This is a genomic window from Telluribacter humicola (assembly GCF_017355935.1).
GTDB classification, from domain to species: Bacteria; Bacteroidota; Bacteroidia; order Cytophagales; family Spirosomataceae; genus Telluribacter; species Telluribacter humicola.
This window is the reverse complement of sequence record NZ_JAFIQT010000010.1, coordinates 68,391-92,339: the sequence shown is the minus strand read 5'-3', so window position 1 is coordinate 92,339 and position 23,949 is coordinate 68,391. Positions and strand designations below refer to the sequence as shown.

Sequence of the window (23,949 nt, the reverse complement as noted above, 5' to 3'; positions counted from 1 at the left end):
CATGGAAGAGGGGACCGCACAGAAGCGATTCAACTTTATTATTCAAGCCAAAGGTGGAGTGGGAAAGTCGTTTTTAACGTACCTGATCGCGGTCAAGTACGAAAGGGATGCTACCAGGACTTTCATAGACGTGGATGGCTCCACCCGTACGAGTACCACCCAGCTCCGATTTCTGGCCCGGCACGACAGGCGGCTGGCCGACATTGACTTGCTGGACGGGTATCGGAAGATTGCCCGGGATCGCCTCTTCGACAGCTTGCAGCAGCTGGCGGATGTATCCAATCAAGTATTTTATCTGGATTTCGGGGCTCCCGAGTCGGAACAGATACCGGCGCTGCTGACCCTGGACCTGGATCAGGACGAGCTCCGGGAGTTTGAGCAGTACCTGAACGCCCATTTTGTCTTTCATGTGGTCGTCGCCGGAGGGACCGCCTATACTGCCTGCGTGGAATACCTTATGAAAATCTACCAGGCCGTTGGCAGAAACTTCCCCATCGTCGTCTGGATGAATGTGAATACCTTTCAGACTTTTCCCCAGCAAAGGGAGAATCTGCTGGAAATGGCCAGTACGTGCCGGCTGTCCCTGGAAAGCTTTGGAGACCTGGAACCTCAAACCGAACTGGCTAACAAGATAGTCCGTATGATGGAGCGCGGTGAGGGACAGGAAGGGATTCAGTCGGCCGGTTGGTTTGCCAAAACTAAGATGGAGAAAATGGTCCAATCACTAACGATATAGCGCATGGACTCTGCTTCCGAGATTACCGGGGAGGAGCTGCGCAGGATCTGTGGACGGTACCAGAAGAAATACGGCATGGCCATGGATTCCATGACCGCTACCCTGCTGAACGAAATTCAGGAAAAGGAACAAGCCGGTGTACTGCAGCAGAAGGAGGCGCTGGGAAAAGTAGAAGACGAGCTTAAAAGGATGAGACACTCTATACAGCCCTTTGCTACGGCCGATCCGCGGGTCGCCTTCGCGTACGGCCTTGGCAAGAACGCCTGGCTGTGGATAGGAATGCTGGTGGCAGGTCTTGGGATCATCCTTCAGCACGTCCGGGAAACCACCAGGGCTGACTACCTGCGAGCAGCAGCTATCATTGAGCGGTATCCCCATCTGAGCCAGCTTGAACCCCTGATTCAATCGGCATGTATCCTTGAAAAGAAACAGGGCCGTTTCCTGCTGATAGCGCCCGCCCGGAGCGAGCTCCTCCTGGGTAAAACATATCTGCTGAATCCAGGTACCCGGCCTCCCGGAGAGGCTCCGGACATACTGATTCCCCTACAATTTAATTAAGGCCATCTATATCATGTTACTGCTAACCCTATCAACCGGAACCTACATCCTGTTCTCGTTTGCTGGCTACTGCCTGTACGTCTTTCTGTACCTGTCCTACCTGGGTCTACCCTCCCACCGGCAGGGAAACCTGGAGCAACGCCCAGAGGTGGGTGGCTTTGACTCGATGCGGAGCGGTAATGCTCCTCTCTCGCCGGAAGATAGAGACTGGTTGCAAATGCGCCCCCACATGCACCAACCCGAGAGCGAAGCTCCCTTCTTTGACCATGAAGCTACTTTTCCAGGACCAGTAGCTACCGCAACGGTACCTGTACCCAGACACACCTCGGTTGATGCAGGTAGCGAGGAGATTGCGCCAGAGGAGGAAGAAAACGACTGGCCGGTGCTCCCCCTTAGAAGTCTATAACTTCTCGGCAGAAACGAGAAGGCTCCCGGGCTCCATTTCCAGAGAGCTAAGAAGTACATGCTACTACGTGTATAAATGTACGTTAGTAAACATGATGGGGACAAAAATTAGTGGACATGCTAAAGCAAGTAATAACAATCTGCCTGCGATGGGGAACGTGGAGGCCACTCGTGACCTGGGCGGCGGCAGAATCACCGAAACAAACGAAATTTTACCATTACTTTAAACCAATACGACTACAGAATCATGAAAAAGTACACTGGAAGTATGGCCCTGGCCGGAGCGGTGCTCCTGGCCCCCTGGAATCTAGTTTTTGCGCAAAATGCGGGTATTCAGGCCGGTGCCCAGGCTATTCAACAGGCCGCCACTGACTTACAGTCCTATTTTGAACCCGTTACTACGCTGGTGTATATCATTGCCGCGCTGGTAGGCATGTTTGGTGGTTTCCGGATCTATTCAAAATGGCAGGGCGGCGACCAGGAAGCTCATAAAAATGCGATCGGCTGGGTAGGAGCTGTTCTTTTCCTACTATCCATAGCCGCCGTTCTGCAGGCTGTCTTCTTTGTTTAACCCAATCCGGTCCCACCTATGCCCGTACCATCTTTACACCTGCTCATCTTGGCGCAATCTATTCTGGGTACCGGAGCAGGATCTATGAGCGGTTCGCTGCTCGATCAGTACGTGACCCATCCGATTTCGGATAACCTGGCTGTGTTCTCGAACTTTGTATTCTCCGTCTGTGCTATTATGGGTCTCGTAGGAGGACTGAGGATATACATCCGGGTGATGAACGGGGAGGAGCAGGTGAGTGGCTACGCCTTCCGCTGGCTGGGAGCAATTCTGGCTGTCCTGGTCATAGGAGCTACCCTGCAGCATATAGCCGGATCCCAAACACCCATGCAGGGAGATAGCCACATCCGAAGCTTCATGAACAGCGAGCCATGAGCATAGAACACGCCTGGGCTGTTACCAAGATTGTGACGCTCGCCCTGATCGCGGTGGCGGGATTGATAGCTGGTCTGGGAATCTACCAAGGGATGCAACGGGGTGAGGAGTTTGAAGGACCACTCTTTCGCTGGTTTGGGGGGCTGGTGGGCGCATCCGCCCTGGTATACGCCGTAGAGTACTTTATCTACCAGGATAGTGCCGGCTGGGCCCAAAACGGAACTGCCCCGCATTTTGTGGCGGCATACTACGCAGCCGAAGCCCATCAGGCAGCCCTGTATATCGGTTTGTTGATGGCCGTCATCGGCCTGATCCGCGTGTACCGCAAGTTCAGGGACGGCGACGATAACCTCTACGAATTCATGCTCACCTGGTTTGGCTCGCTGATGTTTCTCTTTATGATGGGGTGGATAATTAATACAGTACTAAGTTAAAATCAGAAAGTGAAAAGGTACCCAATCTACCGGGGGGTAGATAACGAGATCGAATTTAAAGGGCTCCGGGGCCGGTATTTCTACTACGCGGTCGGGGGAGGAGTCGGGTGTATCATGACCGCCCTGTTCCTGCACATCCTGGGAGTACCCATTCTGCTAAATCTCTTTTTTCTGGTAGCCGGCTTGCTGGCTTCCTACCTGATCCCTACCACCTACAACAAATCGCACGGTCGGTGGGGCTTTGATAAACTATCCGTACAACGGCTTCAGCCCCGCTACGTCGTCAGGTACCAATCCATCCGGTCCCTGCTGAAAAATCGAGTCCGCGCTCACAAAAATAATCCATGAAAGAAAAGATTAAACGATTTGAGGACCTCTACCCCATCTTTCGGGTAGAGGAATCGACCGGTGTGATTGTATCGGTCGACGGGGATCTTACGGTGGCATTCGAAGTCACACACCCCGAGATTTTTACGTCATCCGATGGAGAAATAGACCTGTTGACGGAAGCCTACCTGGGAGCGATCAAAAGTCTGCCCGTGGGATACATCCTGCACAAGCAGGACTGGTACCTGAGCTACGCCTATGAGCCGGATCTGCACTCACCCGCGGTGCGGAAAGGGAATTTTGTGGCTCGGGATAATGAACTGCACTTTGCCGAACGGCCCTACCTCCGCCACAAAGCGTACCTGTACCTGACACGCCCCAGTCAGCCCGGCGGGGCTTCCGGCAGAAAAACAAGCCGGCACTCCTCCCTACTCAAGCGGCATCTGGTGCCCAAAGACCTTCTCCAGCAAACGACCTGGGACGGGTTTCTGGACATTTGCTCCCAGTTTGAGTACCTGCTCAACGGCTCGGGCCGGATCCACGTACGCCGCCTTCCCCACGGTGATATCATCGGGACTGAAACGGCAACCGGACTTCTGGAAAACTACGCGAGCCTGAGCTTCCACGACCGGAGCCTCTACGAACTGGCAACCAGCGACGACGGCTCCTTACAGGTAGGGGGACAAACTGCCTATACCTACATCATTTCCGAGCTGCAGGCCTTCCCCCCTACCCTATCCAACTCCCTGATCTTTGAGCCGTACTCCTCAGAACGTTTTGGTATACCGGTCAGCACAGGGGCTTTCCTAGGACTGGGCCTTTCCTTCAACCACCTCTACAACCAGGTCATTCAGATCGAGGACCGGGAGGTGCTATCCAAACGGCTGGTGGCGGAAATAAAAAGGCACCACTCCTTTTCCGAGTGGGAAAAAAGCAACCAGGTTTCTATGGGCTATAAGGATGAGTACCTGCTGGAAATGGAGAAGAACGCCCGGGTAGCCGTCAAAGCTCATTTCAACGTCATGGTGTGGGCCAGGGATCGTGAGACGGCCGAATCCTACCGGTCCACAACAGCTTCGGCTCTTTCTAACCTGGGATTTACCCCCCGTCTGGCTAGGCACGATGTCTCCACCCTGTACTGGTCCTGTATTCCGGGTAACATCGCGGAGCTAGGCAGGGACAACTGGCTCACCTGCTTTGCGGAGGAAGCCCTCTGTCTGCTGGCGCTGGAAGGGAACTACAACGACGCTCCCTTCTCCCAATCCGGCATTCGGATGACAGACCGCTTTGGCAGCCCTAGAATGGTGGATCTCTTTGATGAACCCCTCCGAAAGGGGGCCATCTCCAACCGGAACACCTTCATCGTGGGCCCCTCGGGCTCCGGTAAATCCTTTTTCACCAACAATATGGTATACTACCTGCTGACGGCGGGTATGCACGTCAGCATCGTGGACGTCGGGCACAGCTACCGCCGGTTGTGTGACGTTATGGGGGGCCGGTACATTACCTACGAGAAGGAAAATCCGATTAGTTTCAATCCATTCTACTATCAGAACCTGACGCCCCGGGAGGAAGATGAAGATGCTCTCTCGGAACTGTTGTTGTCGCTCTGGAAAACAGATAACGAACGGGTTACGAACGCGGAGCTGACCACCATTAGGGACATTATCCACAACTACTACCGATCCCTACGTAGTGAACGGAAAGGAAACAGCCGGATATTTCCCTGCTTTGACACCTTTTACGACTACACCCGGCACTCCTATCCGGACGTATTTGCCCTCAACGGGGGACGGGAGGGAAAAGAGTTTGACCTGATGAATTTCCTTTACTGCCTTAAACCCTACTACCGGGACGGTCAATATGGGTTTCTGCTCAACTCCCGGCAAAACATTGACCTGATGGACCTGCCCTTCGTCATCTATGAGCTGGACAACATCAAGGACCACCCCGTGTTGTTCCCCGTTACGACTATCATGATCATGAATACCTACGTGCAAAAGCTATTCAGCCTGAAAGGGGTCATCAAGGTACTCATCATTGAAGAAGCCTGGAAAGCGTTGACCAAAGAGAAGTTTTCCAACTTTCTCCGCTGGGCTTCCAAGACCGTCCGAAAGCACGACGGGGCGCTGGTGGTGGTCACCCAGGAACTGGACGACCTGGTAGGAAACGAGGTCGTGAAGGATGCCATCATCAATAATGCTGACATCAAGGTGCTGCTGGACCAGAAAAACTACGAAAACCGCTTTTCGGAGATAGAAGCGCTGCTCGGGCTAAGCCCTAAGCAATCGGCGCTGGTACAGAGCGTCAACCGTTCCCTGGATCACCGGCGCCCCCCCTACCGGGAGGCTTGTGTCATGCTTAGGGACCTGACCAAGGTGTACGGCATAGAGGTATCGCCTACGGCCTACGCGGCCTTTACCACCCGGAAGAGCGAGGTAGAGCAGATCGAAAAGCTGGCGACCCAAGTCTACGGAGGAAACATTGAGAAGGCCATTCGCGCCTGGAACCGTGGTGAACAGACAGAATCCAACACCAAAAGTGACTAAGTGTCACTTTTGGCTCTACTCCAACCCCATGTATGTCCATTTAGTAATTATCAGTCCCAACGTACCATGAGTCATCGGCAGCAGCGCATCCTCCTTGTAGTTTTTCCCTACCTCCTCCTGATAGGATACCAGGTAAGGTCACAGATGGTCACCTACGATCCTATTCATACGACCGTTACAACCATTATTAAGTTTTTTCAGGAACCCTCGTTTGGCCAGCTGGTGGGAAACGTCAAAAAGCTGGTGCAGATCTCCCAGTTCATCCGGCAAGTCGGACGCGGGGTAGAGTTGGCCAAAGAGGCTACTACTACCCTATCACTGATCAATAACTACGGCCGGGTCATGGCCGCTGACAAGCACATCCTTCCTTCGGAGTACGGGGTTATTTCGAGGGACTTCCTGTCCTTTGCCAAAGAGGTGGCGGCCATTACCGCGGATCTGGCCGAGGTGGTTCAGCAGAAAAATTCATCCATGGACGACGGGCACCGCCTGAAATTCGTCAATGACGCCTCTGAAAGGCTGAAAAAACTGAACATGGAGATTCGAAGCTACGTGGGGCGGATCAACTATATCTCCCAGCGCCGCTCCTTTGGCGTGGAAGACAAAGCCGCCACGGCCCGGCTCTACCAAATTGCTTCCGAGGTAACGCGGGCGGGGGGGAGCGCATTCGGCGGAGTAGGTGAGTTTCCGGGCTATACATACGGAAACACGTACGATAACGAGGAAGTAGACTTTGAGGTGGAAACCCGGATGGCTCAGGAGGCAGCTCTGGTGCAGCAGAAACTGTACCAGGAGTACCAGGCCAAGGTACGTATCGCTGAGCTGGAAGCCGAATCTCTGGCCAGCCTGCAAATACCCAAAACCACCAAAGAAGGGTTTTACTACGTAAAAATGAAAGAAGGCTCTTGTCCCATGATTCCGCAGCTGACCCCCCAGAATACCTTTTTTGCGACGACCATGCACTATGACTCGGCCAGCGGAGCTACCATGACCACGGTGTACGAGGACAAAGGAAAAAATGCCTTTGATAAAGCGCTTAAGGACTGGGACTACCAGATGGAAGAAATCTGCGGTCCCCTGTGGGAGGCGTACGTAAAGAAAATTGACTACGAAAGAAACCGGATCATTCAGGAAACCATCGCTCCCTTACGGGAGCAGTACCAGCGGGAAATGAATGAGCAACTGGCCGCCGCCACCGCTGCCATTGCGGAAAAATACAGGGGCCAGACCACTACTAAACTGAAAACACCTTGACTCTGCTTTCCCTCCTGGCCTTTGGCAGTACCGATCTGCTCAGGGTCATTGATACCATGTATGCCCGCGAAATTGCGCAGCATGCTTCCTCCAGCGGCATTGGCAGAGAGCTTATGCAGGCTTCCCGGGCCATTGCCGGCATAGCTGGCCTGGTGTACATTGCTTCAAAAGTTACGGGCCAGATCGTCCGGAACGAGAGCCTGAATTTTATTCCACTGCTACGCCCGTTTGGTCTGATCATTCTGATTGGCCTTGTCCCGCAACTTACGACGCTGATTGATGCTACCTTCGAACGCGTAGCGGTGGCAGCCCAGGCTGACAACGAGTCCGTACGAGTCCGGGTAGCCCAGCTTCAGCAAAAACGTGATGAAGCAGTCAAGAAGAAGTGGAAGGATATTGAAGCCAATGAAGACGCCTATTCGATGGAATTTGGTGAGCCTGACGAGGGCATGATGGGTATGGTCACCAAATCATTCAATATCGCGACGGGTAAAATGGCTGACGATTTCAAATCTGCGCTGTATGACTTCACTCAATCTATGCTCTCGCTCCTGGGCGATATCGCTTACATCATCCTGTACCTTATTTCGGCCGTGTATCGGATCATCCTGCGGGTGATTGCGCCCCTGGCCATCGCCTTTGCCATCTTTGACGGCCTGAATCACAATGTCCTTGAATGGTTTGGCAAATACATCAACTATGCCCTCTTACCCATGGTGGCCGGAATCTATCAGAACATTGCCGTTACACTGAACATGGGTTTTCTGAATGAAATGATGCTCTCCGGGGATATGTCTGGCAATCTGCCGGCCCAGGATCCCTTTGCCTTTGGCCTGGTTTATACGGGGGTCCTGATCATCCTGCTGGTGCTCTATACCCAGATCCCTTCGCTGACCAACATGATCCTGGTCGTGGGGGGTACCTCCGGTATGATACAGGGGCTCACCGGCAAAGCCATGGCTGGGGCCGGTAGCGCTAGGCGGATGGGATCTATGCGTGTTGCGGCGGGTTCCATGACCACCCCGGTCATGAGCGCTGCGGGAGCCATGGGATCCGTCGTTAAAGAAATGGCCACCACCCGCCTTGGGCCCGCTGAAACCACGGGACGCCGCGGGGCCTTTGTGCGGCCGGAGGAGCCTTCCGGAGGCGGAAAAGGAAGAAAATTCACTCCACCTATATAACCGACCCATGAGAAGAAATTCCATTTACGAAAGCTATCTGCGGATACAGCTGGAAGCCCTGATCCTGTGTACCCTAGTCATCACACTTACGGTCTGCTGTCTGCTGTGGTCCTACCGTCACTACCGGCAAGCCACCCGTCAGACCTACGTCCACCACCAGGGAGTCACCCTGCAGGTCTATGAGGAAAATGTAAAACAGAACCCCATACAACACCCTGATGAAAGAGCTAATTGAGTTAGAAAAAGGACACCGGCGGGCCCGGCAACTGGTACTTACAGTGGTGGCCGGATGCCTGTTGCTGTGCATTGTGTCCGTAGTACTTGCCTTCCGGTACGCCGACGACGCTTCCCGACGGATTTACGTGGTCAACCGGGGCGTAGCCCTGGAGGCGTTTAGTGCCAATGTGCTAGAAAATCGTCCCGCCGAAGCCCGGTTTCACATAACCCGGTTTCACGAACTTTTCTTTACCAATCCGCCCGACGCCCGGTCCATTGAAGCCAACTTTATAAAGGCTTCCTTTATGGCCGATGAGTCCGTGAAAGTAACGTTTGAGCGGTTGAAGGAGGATAACTTTTACCAGAAGTTGATCCAGACCAATACCAATCAGAAGGTACTGGTTGAAAAGGTGGAAGTAGACATGAAAAAATACCCGTACCGGGTTCGTACCATATTTACCATTACGCAGGAGCGGGCTACCAACAAAAGTACCCGACATCTGGCCTCCGAGGCCACCCTGGTGGACGTTACGCGGTCAGAAGTGAACCCACAGGGGTTCCTGCTGCGCAACTTCCGAATCACCGAGCGCAGCGAGGCTTACGAAGAAGTCATTCCTTAGCATGAAAAAACGAGCACTCACAACCACGGCAAAACGGCTTTATTCTGGACATCCCAACCAGGGATATGCTTTAGGGGCAGCCCTTCGGGAGAAAGGGCATCAGAGAGCCCTCCGGCTAGGAGAGGTCTTGAACAGATGTCAGCATCGGGCAGGAACCCGCACGACCGGCCTGCTGGTAGTGCTGCTCTGGCTGGCTGCCTTCTGCTATTTCACATACCAACTTCTCACTTTAAAATTGTAGCCTCTTTATGTCAGAATATAGTGAATTAAAGGCCGACAAGGCCCGTCAGCTGTCTCTGCCGGCCAGGCACCTGTTTCGCCTGCTGCTTCCGTTACCCATACTGGTATGCGTTGGTTTTGTGGGCAGCCGCCAGGGATGGATTGGCAACAAAGGCCCCCGTGCCAATGCCGGAACAGACGTGGTACTGACAGTTCCGGACGCGAAAGTCAAAGAGCTGGAAAAAGATAAAAAGTATTCTTCCACGCTGAGTGGACAGTCGCTTACAGCGGTCAACGGAGTAGGACTATCTCTAGATGAAAATTCAAACATAAATTCCCGTATGCTAAGTGGGGACCCGGCCAGCGCCGTGGGAATCGAAGCCAATTCTCTGCGGGCTACCGAACAGTTAGCCCAGGAAATGGGAGTTACCAACCAACCCGCTACACCGTCGACCTACAAAGCTATGCAAGTGAGCAGTCAGCAAAGGAAAAACCAGATACGCCAACAGCAGGCCAGGCAACAGCATCACCTGAACCGACAGGTACACACCACCATTCAGGGATTGTACCAGCAGCCGGGTGTTACTCCCGAAGAAAAGGCAGAACGGAACCGGGCTGAACGGGAAGAAGAACAGCGGCTACGGGCCAATGAAAAGTTACTGGCCCTGCTGGACCGCCAGGTACAACAGCAGCAGCCACTTGCTGGACCGCAGCAGGAGAGGGCGCCAGTGCTAACCAGGTCCCGTGCCTCCTCTGGCTCTGGATCCGACATTTACGAGATACATCCGTATCAACGGGTAATAGGAACTTCTAGTCAGGAAAGCAGTAACGCCTTTTACGGCTTGAACGGACGGAGAGAAAAAAGCTCCCGCCCCTCAAAAACCGGCCACTCCATCCGGGCCGTAGTACACGGAGATGGGGAGGGCATTACCGTTACCAATGGTACATCCATTGCCCTGCGTATGCAGGAAGAAACCCTGATTTCGGTAGGAGGGGAGCCGCTGGTTCTACCGGCCCATACGCTGGTATATGGGCAAACCCACCTGAGCGGAGACCGTATAGACATTACAGTCACTTCCATCCGGCTGGACAACTATATATACCCAGTACAACTGGCGGCCTATGATCTGGACGGCCGGAAAGGGCTCTACGTCCCGGACATGAAAGTGAAGCAGCAAACACTGGCTACCCTGACGCAGGGAAGTTCACAGTTGGCCAGTCCGGGATACATCATGGGAGGATCCGTCGGGCAGCAGGTAGGAGGGCAGCTGGCTAGCCAGGGCCTTAATGTAGCGTTAAATGCCGGAAAGAACCTCATCAACCGGAAAGCGCAGCAGCCCAAAGCCCAGATCCGGCCTAACCACCAGGTGCTGCTTCGTTCTGCATCGGGAAGCTCGTTTCCTGACTACAGGGAAGAAGTGCAAGAGTAAAATGACGTACACAATCTGATCAACCTCCAACCCATGAAATTTGTACTTATACTAGGTTGCATGCTGGTAACCCTGGGCCAGGGTAGTGCCCAGCTTGTCAATACCGATACCCTGGTCCCAAATAGTGCGGCCCGGATGGCTCCCTATCACCGGCCCCTGGTGATCAAACCCCATCCTTTTCTGCTTCCCATCGCCCGGGCGTCGGTACAGGGAAGCTACCCTCTGGAACTCTCCTTTTCCAAAACAACCCACATTGTTTTTCCGACCAAGATTAAGGATTTTGATGCGGGCAGCGGGGTGATTATCGCCACGGTACCTGACAAGCTCCTGAACGTGCTCAGGGTAAAAGCCGACATCAAGGGATTCCTGGAAGAAACAAACATGACCGTGTTTACCGAAGATGGCGGCCTGTACAGCTTTCTGGTCCGGTACAACGAAAACCCGGAGGTGTTTGCATTGACCCTATCCAACAACAGGAACTCGGACGAGCGGGTGGCCCATTCACTCGGTATCGGATCTCAGGCCCTCCCTGCATCTCCCTACGTCTTGCCGGAAGGTAGCTACGTGGAAAAAGACATAGAAGCAGCCTCCCGGGAAGTAGTAGGCAAAAAAGACTTCATCAAAAACATCCGTACGAAAAAAGGAGATCTACAGGTGGCGGTCAAAGGTATATACCTGAATCAAAATAAGGTAATGTACCTCAAGCTGGAGATGCACAACCGGAGCTACCTACCTTACCAGATCGATTTTATTAAACTGTTTGTCCGGGACAGAATCCACCTCCGCCGTATGGCAGTCCAAAAGGAGGAAATTCCAACTATCCTACACTATCCCACCACCCTTACCCATCTGAATGGGGAGCAAAAGGTAGTAAAAGTAATTGCTATCCCCTTTCAGACCCTGGTAGAAGGGAAAGTGCTGGATCTGGAGATCTACGAAAGGGGAGGAGGGCGTCATATTTCCTTACAACTTACCAACGATACCTTATTAAAAAGTAAACCGCTGTAAAACCCTATTGATATAGTACCTTTGGAAAGATAACAGATAGTAAGAGGTTTGTCATCACCTGCCCCGGTTGCCTGTCAGCAATCGGGGCTTCTTATTGGTGGCTCTTTTAACTCCATAATTTGACCATACATAGTCAAGTCGACAAATTGTCGACTTGACTTACGAATACCTGTTTCAATTCTTTTTTAACTGAAGTTTTTTCTAGTACTTTACCAAGTCGACAAATTGTCGACTTGACTAATTCCACTATGGCCAACTATTCGAAAGTAATCTCTTTTTTTAACCACAAAGGAGGAGTGGGTAAAACCACCACCACCCTTAATCTGGGAAAAGCGCTGCATCTGCTAGGCTACAATGTGCTCCTGATTGATCTGGATCCGCAAGGAAATCTAACTCAATCGTTAGGATATGAGGAGTTAGAAAAATCTATACTTACTTACTTGGACTCGGATAATCCGCAAGATCTGCCCCTGATCAGGATTGAAGACAAGTTTAACCTGATCCCAAGCAGCCTGGAGCTGGAGACGGCGGTGTACAGCCTGGTTGGAAAGCCGGATGGCCAGTTCAAGGTAAGGGGAATCATCGAGAGCGTAGAAGGCTTCTACGACTTTATTCTCATTGACTGTCCGCCCTCGCTGGGCATTCTTTCGGTCAATGCCCTTACAGCCAGCGATGAAATCATAATCGTAGTGGATGCGGAGAAGTTTTCCATCAACAACCTATCCAACGTAATCAGCACCATCGAAGGGGTCCAGAAACGATTGAATCGGGAGCTCCAGGGATATAGGTTGCTGATCAATAAGATGAGTAATCGAGTTATCAAAAAGGAGATCAATAAGGTGGTCAGGGATAGTTACGGAAAATTAGTATTGAAAACAGAAATACACGATCGCATTGCTGTGGTCGAGGCGGCTGGTCAAAATACGGATGTGTTGTCTCACGATGCGGATTCGCCTAGTGCAAAGGAATATATTAGTCTGGCAAAAGAACTTATCTCTCTCCATGGCAAAGAAATCATTTGATATTAAAATACCCACGAAGGATAATAAAGATATCCTGACCACCGTAGGAGAATTCACGCAGGCCCATAAACCCATTGAAGTCCTTCCTGAACTGGAAAACTTTATTACTCCGCTCTCCAAAGAGGCGCTTGAACAACTGGAAGAAAACATCTTGGAGGAAGGCATCCGTGAGCCTCTGCTGGTGTGGATTCACGGGGAAAGGGAAATTCTGGTTGATGGTCATAACCGATTCAATATTGCCCAAAAGCACAACCTTCCCTATAAAAAGATCAGGAAGAATTTTAGGGGAATGGAGGAAGTAAAAAAGTGGATGATTCAGAACCAGCTGGGCCGCCGCAACCTTACGGATCTGGAACTTTCTTACTTTCGGGGCCTGCTCTACCACCAGAAAAAAAGTGGTTGGGGAGGAAAGCGGGAGGCCGAGGGTACTAATGCCAAGACGGTCGAGCTTGTTGCCGAAGAATATAAAGTAAACGAAAGAACCATTTTACGCGATAAACTTCTATACCAGGGTCTGGAAAAAATTGGGAATAAGAATCCGGTGTTAAAACGCCAGATTCTTACGGGTGAAGTAAAAGTCCCTAAGGGAAAGCTTCAGAAACTAGCCGATCTGGAAGAAGATGAAGTAGGTAGTCTGGAAGACATCTATCAGCTACTGGATACCCTAGGCCAGGATCGAAAATCGTCAGAAGGCTCTCAGCTCAAAGAGTTGGTCAGCCAGTTAAAGGGAATACTAGCGGATATTGTTAAGTCCAAAGACAAGCAAAAGCTCCGTGAGTTGGAAAAGGGAATAGAACGGCTCAGAAAACTACTTTGAGACTATACCCCGCTCCACGAGGTTAGAGGAACCGATTTTGTGCTTGCAACGACAAAAGTCCACTAGATGTAGTTAGTGGACTTTTGTCGTTGTTGCGCTGTTTGGGACAAACTTGCAGTCAGCAGTAGAGTGGAGTGTACTTTGTCCCGTATCCTGGACACACGTTGAATTTGGGCCATTTCAGGTTCAGTAACTAGTGGACTTTAGTCGCTAAACAGGGTATGGTCTACATTTTGCCTTCTTTCCGTAGAATAGGGTAGGGGTGGATTGAATTTTGATTCCTATCTTTTGTTTCCTGCTGTACGTTTGATTGAAGTACCGGAAGCTTGGGCCATTACACGCTGTCAAAATAAAGCTCAGTAGTGAAAAGAATGATGAATAGGCAACAAAAAGCCAAAAATGGAATTTTAAACAGCGACAAAAGTCCACTGAGAGCGGTGGACTTTTGTCGCTGTTTGTACCCCTTTACCGCAGCAAGCCGTTTTTCTTTTTTAAGGAATAGTGGACTTTAGTCGTTGTAAGATACATACCCCCACCGTTCTGATTGGCTACTGCAGGGGGTAGCAGGTAATGAAATAGGGTAAAAATCCGTCTATTTTATAAGCTAGTCAGGTATAAGGGAAGCCCCCGCTACTATTACCGATTCATGTAGAATGGAAAATTAAAGATCTAGCCATGAGCCTGTAAAGGGTAAGCAGATTGGATTGCGAAACAACGACAAAAGTCCACTGCGCTGAGTGGACTTTTGTCGTTGTTAACCCGGCTAAACTGGCAACAAATACTGAGATAGACCTGGGTGGACTTTAGTCGCTTTATAGGATTTCAGACAGTAGCAGAGTTGATAAGTATTAATAATACAGTGGCCTTTTGTCGTCATACAACAGTTATCTACCGTATTTCTTCTTAAAAAAGGGTACGCGTGGCCTGATGCACGATGTTTCTACCACTAGACCCTGATACTGACAAAAAAGATGCTTCTGGCTCTCAATTATCCTACGAGCCAGTAGAAAGGGACCAGTAACCTCCAACAGACGGGTAGTAAAGGGGATACGGATAAAGCGACAAAAGTCCACCGACCGGAAATCTCTTTTTTAGTAGAAGCCGCTGGTCCCTGCTTTGTCACGCTTAAAACTAGTAGTCGAGTAGGGGGGGGAATCAAAAGGGAAGTGAGCGAGATCACCTTGAAAAAACAAAAAGAAAAAGCCCTTTTAATTATCTTCTTTTTTCTATTTATTATTTATTACATATTTAGGATGCCGTAACTCCCTGTTAATCAATCTGTACTAGTACGAATAGACGATAAAAGTCCACTTTCATAACGACAATTGTCCACTTCACAACGACAGAAGTCCACTCTTCAGTGACTAAAGTCCAGTGCTAATAACGACTGCCGTCCACTATACCACGACTAAGGTCCATTAGACAGCGACAAAAGTCCACTTGAAAGAATTAAGTGTATATAGCGAAAGATTTTTATTTTGTCGCTATATTGTTGAAAAAAACAGGATATGACCAAAATCGTCAATCGGAAGGCTACCCAGCACAATCATCTCGTCAATGCACGCTTTGATATGTCTACCTATGAGATGCGTTTATTCATTACGATGCTGAGTCGCATTAGTAAAACGGATACGGATTTCAAGGAGTGTAGCATCCATATCAGCGATTTTATGGATCATTCGACCGGTGGCAAGACCTATACCATCATCAAGGAAGCCTGTATCAGCCTCAGTAAAAAGGTCATCCAGATTGAATCCATGGTAGAGGGTAAAAATGGAGGCATGAAAAAGAAATTTGTAGTATTGCCTTTAATGGCAATGGCTACGTACCAGGAAGGGGAAGCTACTATTACCGCCCAATTTAACAACAAACTCAAGCCGTACCTGCTCAATTTAGCCGGTAATTTTACCCAGGCTGAAATCCGGCAGTTGTTTAAACTGAAAAGTTTTTACAGTTACCGGTTGTACTGGCTCCTGAAGCAATACCAGTCATTTGGCGAGCGCTACATCGATTTAGGGGAGTTACGGGAAATGCTCAACCTGCAGGAAAAGTATGACCGCTTTCAGGACTTCAAGGTTAAGGTAATTAACGCTGCCATGCGGGAGCTAAAAGAAACAGATATGGCCTTTACCTATGAACCAGTTAAAAAAGGTAAGACAGTAGTAGGTATTAAGTTCTTTTTTTTACCCGAAGATTCTGCCAGCCGTGCTATCGAAGCAAAGAAAGGACAACAGGCGCTGTTTACACAGTTTGAAGAAGTAGTACATCCGCAGGATTCAAAAGAAGCTCCGGACTCGGCACCGGTAGGGAAGATATCTGTACGCGAAACGCTGGCCAAGTTCAAGCTATCAAATCTACAGATCAATCGGATCATTCAACAGGTTACTTCGGACGAAATCTATAAAACAGCCTATCAAATCAATCTTTACCTCATCGACAACAAGCAGCTTGTGCCGGCCGCCTACGCCTACAACGAGTTTGAACGCCGTTTCTTTCCCAAGGATAAGGAGGTAAGTAGGGGAGGTTGTGAGTAATATAATTACAACCTATTGGTGTACGATATCAATTTTATATCGTTATTAATATGTTTTTATAATAGTATAGTTATAAGCGATGCCAGCTTATAGCTGCTGTATTTGTCCCTCTATTCACTTCAGACACTATAAGTAGATTATCAACGACTCTGTGTAAGAACAACATTTCCAAATTCTAGCAGATAGTCCGACTTGATAAAGGCTAGGTTGTAGCCTGCTCAAAAACCATAGCCTCAGGTATAACATACCAGGTTGAGCTGTTTCTGATAGAATGGATTTATCGGAAGTGAAACAACAAGAGATGCAGAAAAGCCAGAAAGGTATTTCTATCTATATGGGTGTAAATTAAAATCAGTATAGAGCATATGATCTTCCAATGTACCTAACAGGTCAAGCTGGATTGAACCATATAGCAATCAGCGACCAAAGTCCACCCCTATCCTTATAGTTTTTCCAGAGTGCCTTCCAGGTCCAGATGGATTGAAACACCAACTATAACAATATCACGATATGGCAATAGTTTATGTACATAGTGTAGCTTATAGAACCCTGTTCTTTAGATTTTTCGGGCTAGGCCAAGTGTTTCGCACCTCCATGAGCCCACTAAACGAGCGCCACTAATACAATTGCCTGAGTCTTATACCCATATTGAATGGGTATAGATATAGATTAAGTATGCATACCTACCCGCCTACCCTCATAGGGATTAAGGGTGAGTTCCCAATAGCCGGAGCAGCTACCTTTTCGTATCCAGTATCTGCTTTAAATCCTCTGGTATGGCCATGGGCCGTAGGGGCGGCACATTGGCTCCGCCCGTATTTCCTACGGGTATCACTCCGGCCCAGGACTTGACACCTCCCACCAGCAGGCGGGGCAGCTGTCCCACGATTTCTTTCCCATTTTTGGTCTTAAAGCCGAACAGGAGCATCATCCAGTGTACCTGCGTATGCTCGATTGGATAGGGTTGCCCCAGGATATGGGCGCGCTCCAGGTGTCGCCAGGCTTCCAGTACCTGACCCTTCTCCCATAACATTCGGTAGGCTGACAGCTCCTTCTGATAGTAGGGAACGAGCGGTTGGGGCATTGTCCAGTAGAATTTCATAGTCTTAGCATTAGGTATGATTAGTTGATCCAAAGTTACGGCTCCTTGTCCTGCAAGCTGATAGTATTTATCCGGCAGGCAGCGCAGATACCCTTTATGATCAGGTTCACTTCCTCGGTCACGAAGAAATCCGGCAGATCTATATCCGGGATCTGGGAGTCGGGCAGGCAGTAGGTCTCTGAGCACTGCCTGCAGTGGAAGTGTACGTGCAGATCTGCGTGTTGCTGATGCGAACAGCTCTGGGGGCACAGAGCATACTTGACAGAACCCGTTCCGTCCTTGATATCGTGGACCAGCCCTTTTTCTTCGAAAGTACGCAGCGTTCGGTAAAGGGTAATACGATCCGAACGCAGAAAGCCAGCTTCCACATCGTTTACACTGACAGCGGCTTTTTGTTTCAGCAGAAAGTCCAGTACCAGCAGCCGCATGGCCGTGGGTCTTATCTGCTTTTCCAGCAGTATTTGTTCCAGATTCTGTAGCATACGTTTTATTTAATGATGTCCGCCTTCGTCCTCGGCGTTGCGCATCTTGGCTAGCAGCGAGTAGGCTCCACTGAGCACAAAGTTTTCGGATGTGGTTTCTATCCCCTCGGGTAAACCTACCTGTACATAGCCACCCGCCTCCACGCCTTTTTCCACGGGGAGCATCCGAAACTTTTTGATCAGCTCTTCCCCCTCCTTTTCTTCACCCGTATAAAGATACACAAAGTAGCTGCCGTTGTCCTGGACAACAGCCGTTTCGGGCAGAGCCAGGACCTGTTTTCCGCTCAGGGCCACCTGCGCCTGTACAAACATACCCGGAACCAGGTCCTTGTCTTCTTCTTCCATGTGGGCGTGTACCTGTACGGTACGTTCCGGGCTGATTTCCTTCCCTATCAGATAGACGGTAGCCTGGTGTCTGGCCACTTTCTCATTGGGCAGGGAATAGAGTACCCGCTGGCCCTTCCGCAGCGCGGCCACATCCTTTTCAAAGACCGTAAGCTCCACATGAAGGTGGTCCGTATCAGCGATCCGGAAAAGCACATCCGACGGGTTTACGTACTGCCCCACACTGGCACTGATGTGGGTCACGTAGCCGCTGATGGGGGCATAGATTGGCAATATACGGCTGATCTTGCCAATCTGTAGGGTAGCGGGACTGATCCCTATGATCCGTAACCGCTCGGCCAGGGCTTCCACCCGGGCCTGGAACGACTGGTATTCGGCCCGGGCCTGCTGAAAGTTCTTGGCGGCGGTTACCTGCTCCTGGGCGAGCTCTTTCTGCCTTTCGTATTCCAGTTTGAGGTATTCCAGACGGCTCCTGGCCTCGAGATAGTCCTGCTGCAAGCTGACAAACTCGGGGTTTTCTATTCGTGCCACGACCTGTCCTTTCCTTACCCGCATCCCTTCCAGCAAGGTCGTACTTTTTACATAGCCTCCCAGGGGAGCACTGATGGAGGCCATGTTCTGGGGGGGAAGATCCAGTTTGCCCGTCATGGTCAGCAGGTCGCTCATACTACGCATCTGGGGTTTTCCCAGTGTAATCCCCGCAATCTGGTACTGCTGCCGGGTCAGCTCGGCCACCTGGGGATCTTCTTCCTGGTGGGCCTCGAGAGGCTGCTTTTCGGCGCTTTCCGCCCCTTCCGGCTGGCTTCCACAGGAGGCCAATAGCAGGAAGCTACCCATGTATAGTAAGAATCTGATCGCTTTCATGTGTAATGCTATTGCTTTCATTGGGGTTGATTTTCGGTAAAGAAGTAGAGCTCAATGACAGCCCGGTCATAGTTGTACAATACCTCCAGATAGTTCTCACGAATTTCCAGGGCCCGGTTAAGGCTCAGCACGTACTCCTGATAACCGATCTCACCGGCCCGGTAGGCTTTGGTGGCCTGGACAATAATGAGCTCTGCCTGGGGCAGGGCCGTACTGGTGTAGAAGTCCAGGCTGCTCTGAAGCTTTAAAGCCTGCTGCCGGGCCGCATGGACCTGGGCGTACAGCTCGTTTTTAATGCTTTGCAGGTTCTTTTCGGCCACCTGGATCTGAATACGGCCCGCCTCCACGCGCCGCTTCTGGGGCTTGGCCCAAAGTGGAATCCCCAGCCCGAAAGACACCGTATGAGGCGGTTCTACCCGGTCCAAACCATTCACCCGGTGTGCCCCGGCCAGGGTTCGGTTCGTATATCCCAGGCGCAGTTCGGGGAGCAGCCGGGCCTGTTCCAGCTCAGTCTCGGCCTGGTGTACGCTCAGCTGCTGCTGAGCCTGTTTTAACTGCGGATTCTGTTCCAGAAGCTGCTCACTTACCGCGGGCAGGGGCAGGGGGTACAGAACTGTATCTGCGGGAGCGATCAGGCTGTCCGTAACCAGCAGGGCTTGCAACCTTTCCTGAAAGACCACCCAGTCGGCCTCGGTCTGAAATATTTCATTCCTGACCTGTGAAAGCTGCGTTTCCGCCGTTACCTTTTCCAGCAGGTTTGATTCTCCGGTGCGGAGCTTTACCTGAGCTGCGTGCAGAAACTGGGCGTAAAGACTATCCTGGTAGACCAGCAGCCGGGTTCGGGACAGCGCGTAGATCAGGCCAAAGTAATTCAGCCGCACCTCCCTTACTATTTCCCGCTGGCGCTGGGTCAGGTTCACCCGGCTTACCTCCGCTACTTGTTCGGCCAGTTGGGCCTGCTTCCTATACACGGCGGGAAACGGCATGGACTGACTGACCGAAAATTCGTTGTCATAGTCGCCCGTGGCCAGCCTTCCCGTCGAGTACTGGAGCTGGGTCTTCTCTATATTCCAGGCGGCCCCCCGAAGCGTCTCACTCCTTTGGATGTCCAGCCTGGCGGCTTCCACGGCTGGATTCTGACGAACCGCTCTGGCAACGGCTTCCGGCAGGGAATATACCTGCGCGGATTGCGCCTGAACCAGGGGTATAGAACCTACACTCATGCCGGCAAACGCAAGCAGGAATAGCCACCCGGAGGCGGCTATTCTCCCTGCTGCTTTCTTTTCAGATTTCTTCATATAGTATTTTTCGGTCAGTATATACAGGACAGGGAGCACTACGAGCGTGAGCAGGGTGGACGTGATCAACCCCCCGATGACCACTGTGGCCAGTGGCTTCTGGACCTCCGCCCCCGCCGAATTAGAAAGGGCCATGGGAAGAAAGCCCAGGGAGGCTACCGTGGCTGTCATCAGTACGGGCCGCAGCCGGATGGCGGTACCGCGAAGCACTACCTCCCGTAGGTCCACAGTCCCCTCTTCCAGGCGTTGCCGGTTGAATTCGGCAATCAGTACAATGCCGTTCAGCACGGCTACGCCAAAGAGGGCAATAAAACCCACTCCCGCCGATATACTAAATGGCATATCTCTGATCCAAAGGGCCAGTATCCCCCCAATGGCTGAGAGTGGTATCGCCGTAAAGATCAGCAGGGAGTGACGAATGGAGCCAAACGTAAGAAAGAGAAGCAGAAAGATTAGGGCCAGGGCCGCCGGAACCGCCACCGAAAGCCGCTGATTGGCCTCCTGCAAATTTTCAAACTGACCGCCGTAGGTGATAAAGTAGCCCGCAGGCAGCTGCACCCGCTGATCGATTCGCTGCTGTACCTGCTCTACCACGCTGGCAATATCCCGACCCCGAACATTAAAGCCCACGATGATGCGGCGCTTGGCGTCCTCGCGCTGGATCTGGTTGGGTCCCTGCTGATACTGAATATCCGCTACCTGTTCTAAGGGTACCTGTACTCCCAGGGCAGACGTGATATAGAGCTGCCGGACATCCTCTATCCCCTTCCGATCTTCCCGGGGCAGGCGTACCACCAGTTCAAAGCGCCGGTCCCCCTCATAGACCATCCCGGCACGCTGGCCAGCAAAGGCGGCATTAAGGGCCTGGTTGACGGCTTCTACATCCAGTCCGAACTTGGCGATCTGTCCCCGGTTGATGTCTACCACGATCTGGGGCAGGCCCGACACCTGTTCCAGGTACAGGTCTTCCGCTCCTTCCACTTCTGCTACGATCCTGCCTATCTGCTGGGAGAGCCGGGTTAGCTGTTGCAGGTCCTCTCCGAAGATCTTTATGCCTACATCCTGGCGAACACCCGAGATCAGCTCGTTGGAGCGCAGCTGGATGGGCTGTGATACGCCAAAGGTGACTCCTGGTATGTCTTCCAGCGCCTGGGTCATCTGATTGGCCAGCTCTTCGCGGGTTTTGGCGCTGGTCCAGTCTTTTTTATCTTTCAGGATAATGGTCACATCGGCCGATTCCATGGGCATGGGATCCGTGGGAATCTCGGCGGCTCCAATCTTACTGATGACCTCTTCCACCTCCGGAAACCGCTCCTGTAATAGGCGGGAGGCCAGCGATACCTTTTCTATGGTTTCTGACAGGGAACTGCCCGTCAGCAGCCGGGTTTCTAGGGCAAAATCTCCTTCTTCCAGGGTGGGAATAAACTCGCTACCCAGACGAGAAAAAACCAGCAGGCTCAGCCCGAACAGGCCCAGCGCCAGCAGAATAACCAGTGCCTTCATGCGCAGAGCTCCCTTGATCAGTGGATCGTACTGCCGCTGGAAAAAGGCCATCATCCGATCTGAGATGTTTTGCTTGTGGGAGGGTTTCTTGCTTAGCAGCAGCGCGGACATCATTGGCACGTAGGTAAGCGATAAGAGAAATGCACCTAGAATGGCAAAGGAAACCGTCAGGGCCATGGGCCGAAACATTTTCCCTTCGATGCCCACCAGCACGAGTATGGGTAGATATACAATCAGGATGATCAGCTCACCAAAGGCGGCTGATGTCCGGATTTTCCGGGCCGAATCATAGACTTCCTCATCCATCTGGGACTGGGTGAGCCTGCCTGCGCTTCGCCGGGACAGGTGGTGCATGGTGGCTTCCACAATAATCACGGCTCCATCCACGATAATTCCGAAATCAATCGCTCCCAGGCTCATTAGATTCCCCGACACCCCAAAGAGGTTCATCATGATAATGGCAAAGAGCATGGCCAGCGGAATGACGGACGCTACTACCAGACCGGCCCTGAGGTTTCCCAGAAAGAGCACGAGTACAAAAATGACAATAAGCGCCCCCTCGATCAGATTGCGTCTGACCGTGCTCATGGCCCGGCCGATGAGCTCACTGCGGTCCAGAAAGGCTTCAATCTCCACCCCTTCCGGCAGGGACTTTCTCACCTGGTCAAGGCGGTCTTTCACGCGCGCTATCACCTGGTTGGTGTTATCTCCTTTTAGCAGCATGACAATGCCACCCACGGCTTCCCCACCGGCATTACGGGTAAGGGCCCCATAGCGGTTGGCGCTACCAAAACCTACCCGGGCCACATCGGATATCAAAACGGGAGTCCCGTTGGAGGTATTGGTCACCACTACCTTTTCTATCTCCTCCAGACTTTCAATGAGGCCTTCGCTGCGGACAAAGTAAGCGTTCGGCTTTTTATCAATGTAGGCTCCTCCGGTATTCTCGTTGTTACGCTCCAGCGCGGTAAGAATATCACCAATGCTCAGATTATAGGCCCGGAGGCGGTCGGGATCAACGGCGACCTCATATTGTTTCAAGAACCCGCCGAAGCTGTTCACCTCCGCTATTCCGGGTGTACCCAGTAGCTGACGCCGCACGATCCAGTCCTGGATCGTGCGCAGCTCCATGGCTGAATAGCGGTCTTCGTAACCCCGTTTGGGATGCACAATATACTGGTAGATCTCACCAAGTCCCGTGGAAATGGGAGCCATCTGAGGACTTCCCACCCCCGGGGGGATCTGATTACTGGCTTCGGCCAGCCGCTCACTGACCTGCTGGCGAGCCCAGTAAATATCCACGTTCTCTTTAAAAACAATGGTCACCACTGACAGGCCAAAACGGGAGATAGATCGGACCTCCTCGATGCGGGGAATGGTAGCCATGGTCTGCTCAACGGGAAAGCTGATCAGCCTTTCTACCTCCTGGGTCGCCAGGGAGGGGCTCGTGGTGATGACCTGTACCTGATTATTGGTAATATCCGGCACGGCATCGATGGGTAGCTGCGTAAGGGAATAGCTCCCCCCAATAACAAGCGCCAGAGTCAGAATACCTATGACAAGCTTGTTATGAATGGAAAAATAAATGATTTTATCTAACACCTTTCAGTATTTAAAGCCTAACAAACATAAGCGTGTAGATACAGGCGCACCCCTCCCTGCTACTTAGGGGAGGCTACCGGTATACAACAAGTAAGCGTTTTGGCTACAACCTGGGCGGATGCCAGAAAGCAAAGGAAGGAGAAACGGCGCTGGTCCGGACATAGATATCAGAAACCGTATTTATCGGCCTCAGTCGGGGGGGGATCGAAGTGGCCAGTTGAAAGAACAGGGCAAATCCCCCGCAGCAGTTGCACTGGCAGAAGGGAGGGCAGAGATCCGCCTCCTGGCCATGGTTCTGGTGGTCATGACTGAGCTCTACTCTCAGCGTATCCCTTACGGCGGAAGCGGCCTGGCTATCGGTGCACGGAAAGCACGATAGGAGCAGCAGAAAAAGCGCGCTAAGGACAGAGAGTTGTTTCATCCTCACAAAGGTAAATAATTTTTTACTTTATGATCTGCATATAGGTGTATACAAGCCGCCTTGTAGCCAACAATGC

The 23,949-nt window shown here is 51.6% G+C and carries 22 protein-coding genes; 17 read left to right on the top strand and 5 right to left on the bottom strand.

What is annotated here, in order from left to right; translation table 11 throughout:
- Window position 1: 1 nt before the first annotated feature.
- The 17 genes from JUB14_RS25850 (at window position 2) to JUB14_RS25770 (ending at window position 16,256) form a co-directional block, all read left to right on the top strand.
- Entirely contained in the window at window positions 2–736 is a 735-nt protein-coding gene (locus JUB14_RS25850) for a P-loop NTPase family protein (protein WP_207509766.1), read from the top strand.
- Between the two features lie 3 nt (window positions 737–739).
- The gene (locus tag JUB14_RS25845) at window positions 740–1,294 is read left to right on the top strand and encodes a hypothetical protein (protein WP_207509765.1); all 555 of its coding nucleotides are present in this window, start codon (window positions 740–742) and stop codon (window positions 1,292–1,294) included.
- A 13-nt stretch (window positions 1,295–1,307) separates the two neighbouring features.
- Window positions 1,308–1,700 carry a hypothetical protein gene (locus tag JUB14_RS25840; protein WP_207509764.1) on the top strand — a complete coding sequence of 131 codons (393 nt, stop codon included), beginning with the start codon at window positions 1,308–1,310 and terminating at the stop codon, window positions 1,698–1,700.
- A 246-nt stretch (window positions 1,701–1,946) separates the two neighbouring features.
- Window positions 1,947–2,270 (top strand): DUF4134 family protein, encoded by a 324-nt coding sequence (locus JUB14_RS25835; RefSeq protein ID WP_229368309.1) that lies wholly within the window; start codon window positions 1,947–1,949, stop codon window positions 2,268–2,270.
- 18 nt (window positions 2,271–2,288) lie between these two features.
- Window positions 2,289–2,645: a DUF4134 family protein gene (locus JUB14_RS25830; protein WP_207509763.1), complete on the top strand. Its 357-nt coding sequence runs from the start codon at window positions 2,289–2,291 to the stop codon at window positions 2,643–2,645.
- A complete protein-coding gene (locus JUB14_RS25825) occupies window positions 2,642–3,079 on the top strand; it encodes a DUF4134 family protein (protein ID WP_207509762.1) in 438 nt (145 codons plus the stop codon). Before JUB14_RS25830 ends, JUB14_RS25825 begins: the two co-directional genes overlap by 4 nt.
- Before the next feature lie 9 nt (window positions 3,080–3,088).
- Complete coding sequence (locus JUB14_RS25820; protein ID WP_207509761.1) at window positions 3,089–3,427, top strand: DUF4133 domain-containing protein; 339 nt, start codon at window positions 3,089–3,091, stop codon at window positions 3,425–3,427.
- A complete protein-coding gene (locus JUB14_RS25815; protein ID WP_207509760.1) occupies window positions 3,424–5,955 on the top strand; it encodes a TraG family conjugative transposon ATPase in 2,532 nt (843 codons plus the stop codon). The genes JUB14_RS25820 and JUB14_RS25815 overlap by 4 nt, the downstream gene beginning before the upstream one ends.
- A 66-nt stretch (window positions 5,956–6,021) precedes the next feature.
- The gene (locus JUB14_RS25810; RefSeq protein ID WP_207509759.1) at window positions 6,022–7,209 is read left to right on the top strand and encodes a hypothetical protein; all 1,188 of its coding nucleotides are present in this window, start codon (window positions 6,022–6,024) and stop codon (window positions 7,207–7,209) included.
- Window positions 7,206–8,390 carry a TraJ family protein gene (locus JUB14_RS25805; RefSeq protein ID WP_207509758.1) on the top strand — a complete coding sequence of 395 codons (1,185 nt, stop codon included), beginning with the start codon at window positions 7,206–7,208 and terminating at the stop codon, window positions 8,388–8,390. The genes JUB14_RS25810 and JUB14_RS25805 overlap by 4 nt, the downstream gene beginning before the upstream one ends.
- A gap of 7 nt (window positions 8,391–8,397) precedes the next feature.
- Complete coding sequence (locus tag JUB14_RS25800) at window positions 8,398–8,625, top strand: hypothetical protein (RefSeq protein ID WP_207509757.1); 228 nt, start codon at window positions 8,398–8,400, stop codon at window positions 8,623–8,625.
- Window positions 8,609–9,226: a conjugative transposon protein TraK gene (traK, locus tag JUB14_RS25795; protein WP_207509756.1), complete on the top strand. Its 618-nt coding sequence runs from the start codon at window positions 8,609–8,611 to the stop codon at window positions 9,224–9,226. Before JUB14_RS25800 ends, traK begins: the two co-directional genes overlap by 17 nt.
- Before the next feature lie 248 nt (window positions 9,227–9,474).
- Window positions 9,475–10,875, top strand: a complete 1,401-nt coding sequence (gene traM / locus JUB14_RS25790; RefSeq protein WP_207509755.1) for a conjugative transposon protein TraM — start codon at window positions 9,475–9,477, stop codon at window positions 10,873–10,875.
- Window positions 10,876–10,908: 33 nt separating this feature from the next.
- The gene (gene traN, locus JUB14_RS25785; RefSeq protein WP_207509754.1) at window positions 10,909–11,883 is read left to right on the top strand and encodes a conjugative transposon protein TraN; all 975 of its coding nucleotides are present in this window, start codon (window positions 10,909–10,911) and stop codon (window positions 11,881–11,883) included.
- Window positions 11,884–12,131: 248 nt separating this feature from the next.
- Window positions 12,132–12,905, top strand: coding sequence for a ParA family protein (locus JUB14_RS25780; RefSeq protein WP_207509753.1), 774 nt, complete (start codon window positions 12,132–12,134; stop codon window positions 12,903–12,905).
- Window positions 12,886–13,722 carry a ParB N-terminal domain-containing protein gene (locus tag JUB14_RS25775; protein ID WP_207509752.1) on the top strand — a complete coding sequence of 279 codons (837 nt, stop codon included), beginning with the start codon at window positions 12,886–12,888 and terminating at the stop codon, window positions 13,720–13,722. The genes JUB14_RS25780 and JUB14_RS25775 overlap by 20 nt, the downstream gene beginning before the upstream one ends.
- Window positions 13,723–15,230: 1,508 nt before the next feature.
- The gene (locus tag JUB14_RS25770) at window positions 15,231–16,256 is read left to right on the top strand and encodes a replication initiation protein (RefSeq protein ID WP_207509751.1); all 1,026 of its coding nucleotides are present in this window, start codon (window positions 15,231–15,233) and stop codon (window positions 16,254–16,256) included.
- A gap of 736 nt (window positions 16,257–16,992) precedes the next feature.
- On the opposite strand, the gene JUB14_RS25765 is transcribed toward JUB14_RS25770, so the two are convergent.
- The 5 genes from JUB14_RS25765 to JUB14_RS28195 all read right to left on the bottom strand — a co-directional run bounded on the left by JUB14_RS25765 (window position 16,993) and on the right by JUB14_RS28195 (window position 23,873).
- A complete protein-coding gene (locus JUB14_RS25765; protein WP_207509750.1) occupies window positions 16,993–17,358 on the bottom strand; it encodes a DUF3703 domain-containing protein in 366 nt (121 codons plus the stop codon).
- 35 nt (window positions 17,359–17,393) lie between these two features.
- Window positions 17,394–17,840 carry a Fur family transcriptional regulator gene (locus JUB14_RS25760; RefSeq protein ID WP_207509749.1) on the bottom strand — a complete coding sequence of 149 codons (447 nt, stop codon included), beginning with the start codon at window positions 17,838–17,840 and terminating at the stop codon, window positions 17,394–17,396.
- A 9-nt stretch (window positions 17,841–17,849) separates the two neighbouring features.
- Complete coding sequence (locus tag JUB14_RS25755) at window positions 17,850–19,049, bottom strand: efflux RND transporter periplasmic adaptor subunit (RefSeq protein WP_207509748.1); 1,200 nt, start codon at window positions 19,047–19,049, stop codon at window positions 17,850–17,852.
- Between the two features lie 17 nt (window positions 19,050–19,066).
- Complete coding sequence (locus JUB14_RS25750; protein ID WP_207509747.1) at window positions 19,067–23,452, bottom strand: CusA/CzcA family heavy metal efflux RND transporter; 4,386 nt, start codon at window positions 23,450–23,452, stop codon at window positions 19,067–19,069.
- A gap of 103 nt (window positions 23,453–23,555) precedes the next feature.
- A complete protein-coding gene (locus JUB14_RS28195; RefSeq protein WP_374757833.1) occupies window positions 23,556–23,873 on the bottom strand; it encodes a DUF6660 family protein in 318 nt (105 codons plus the stop codon).
- Between the last annotated feature and the right edge of the window lie 76 nt (window positions 23,874–23,949).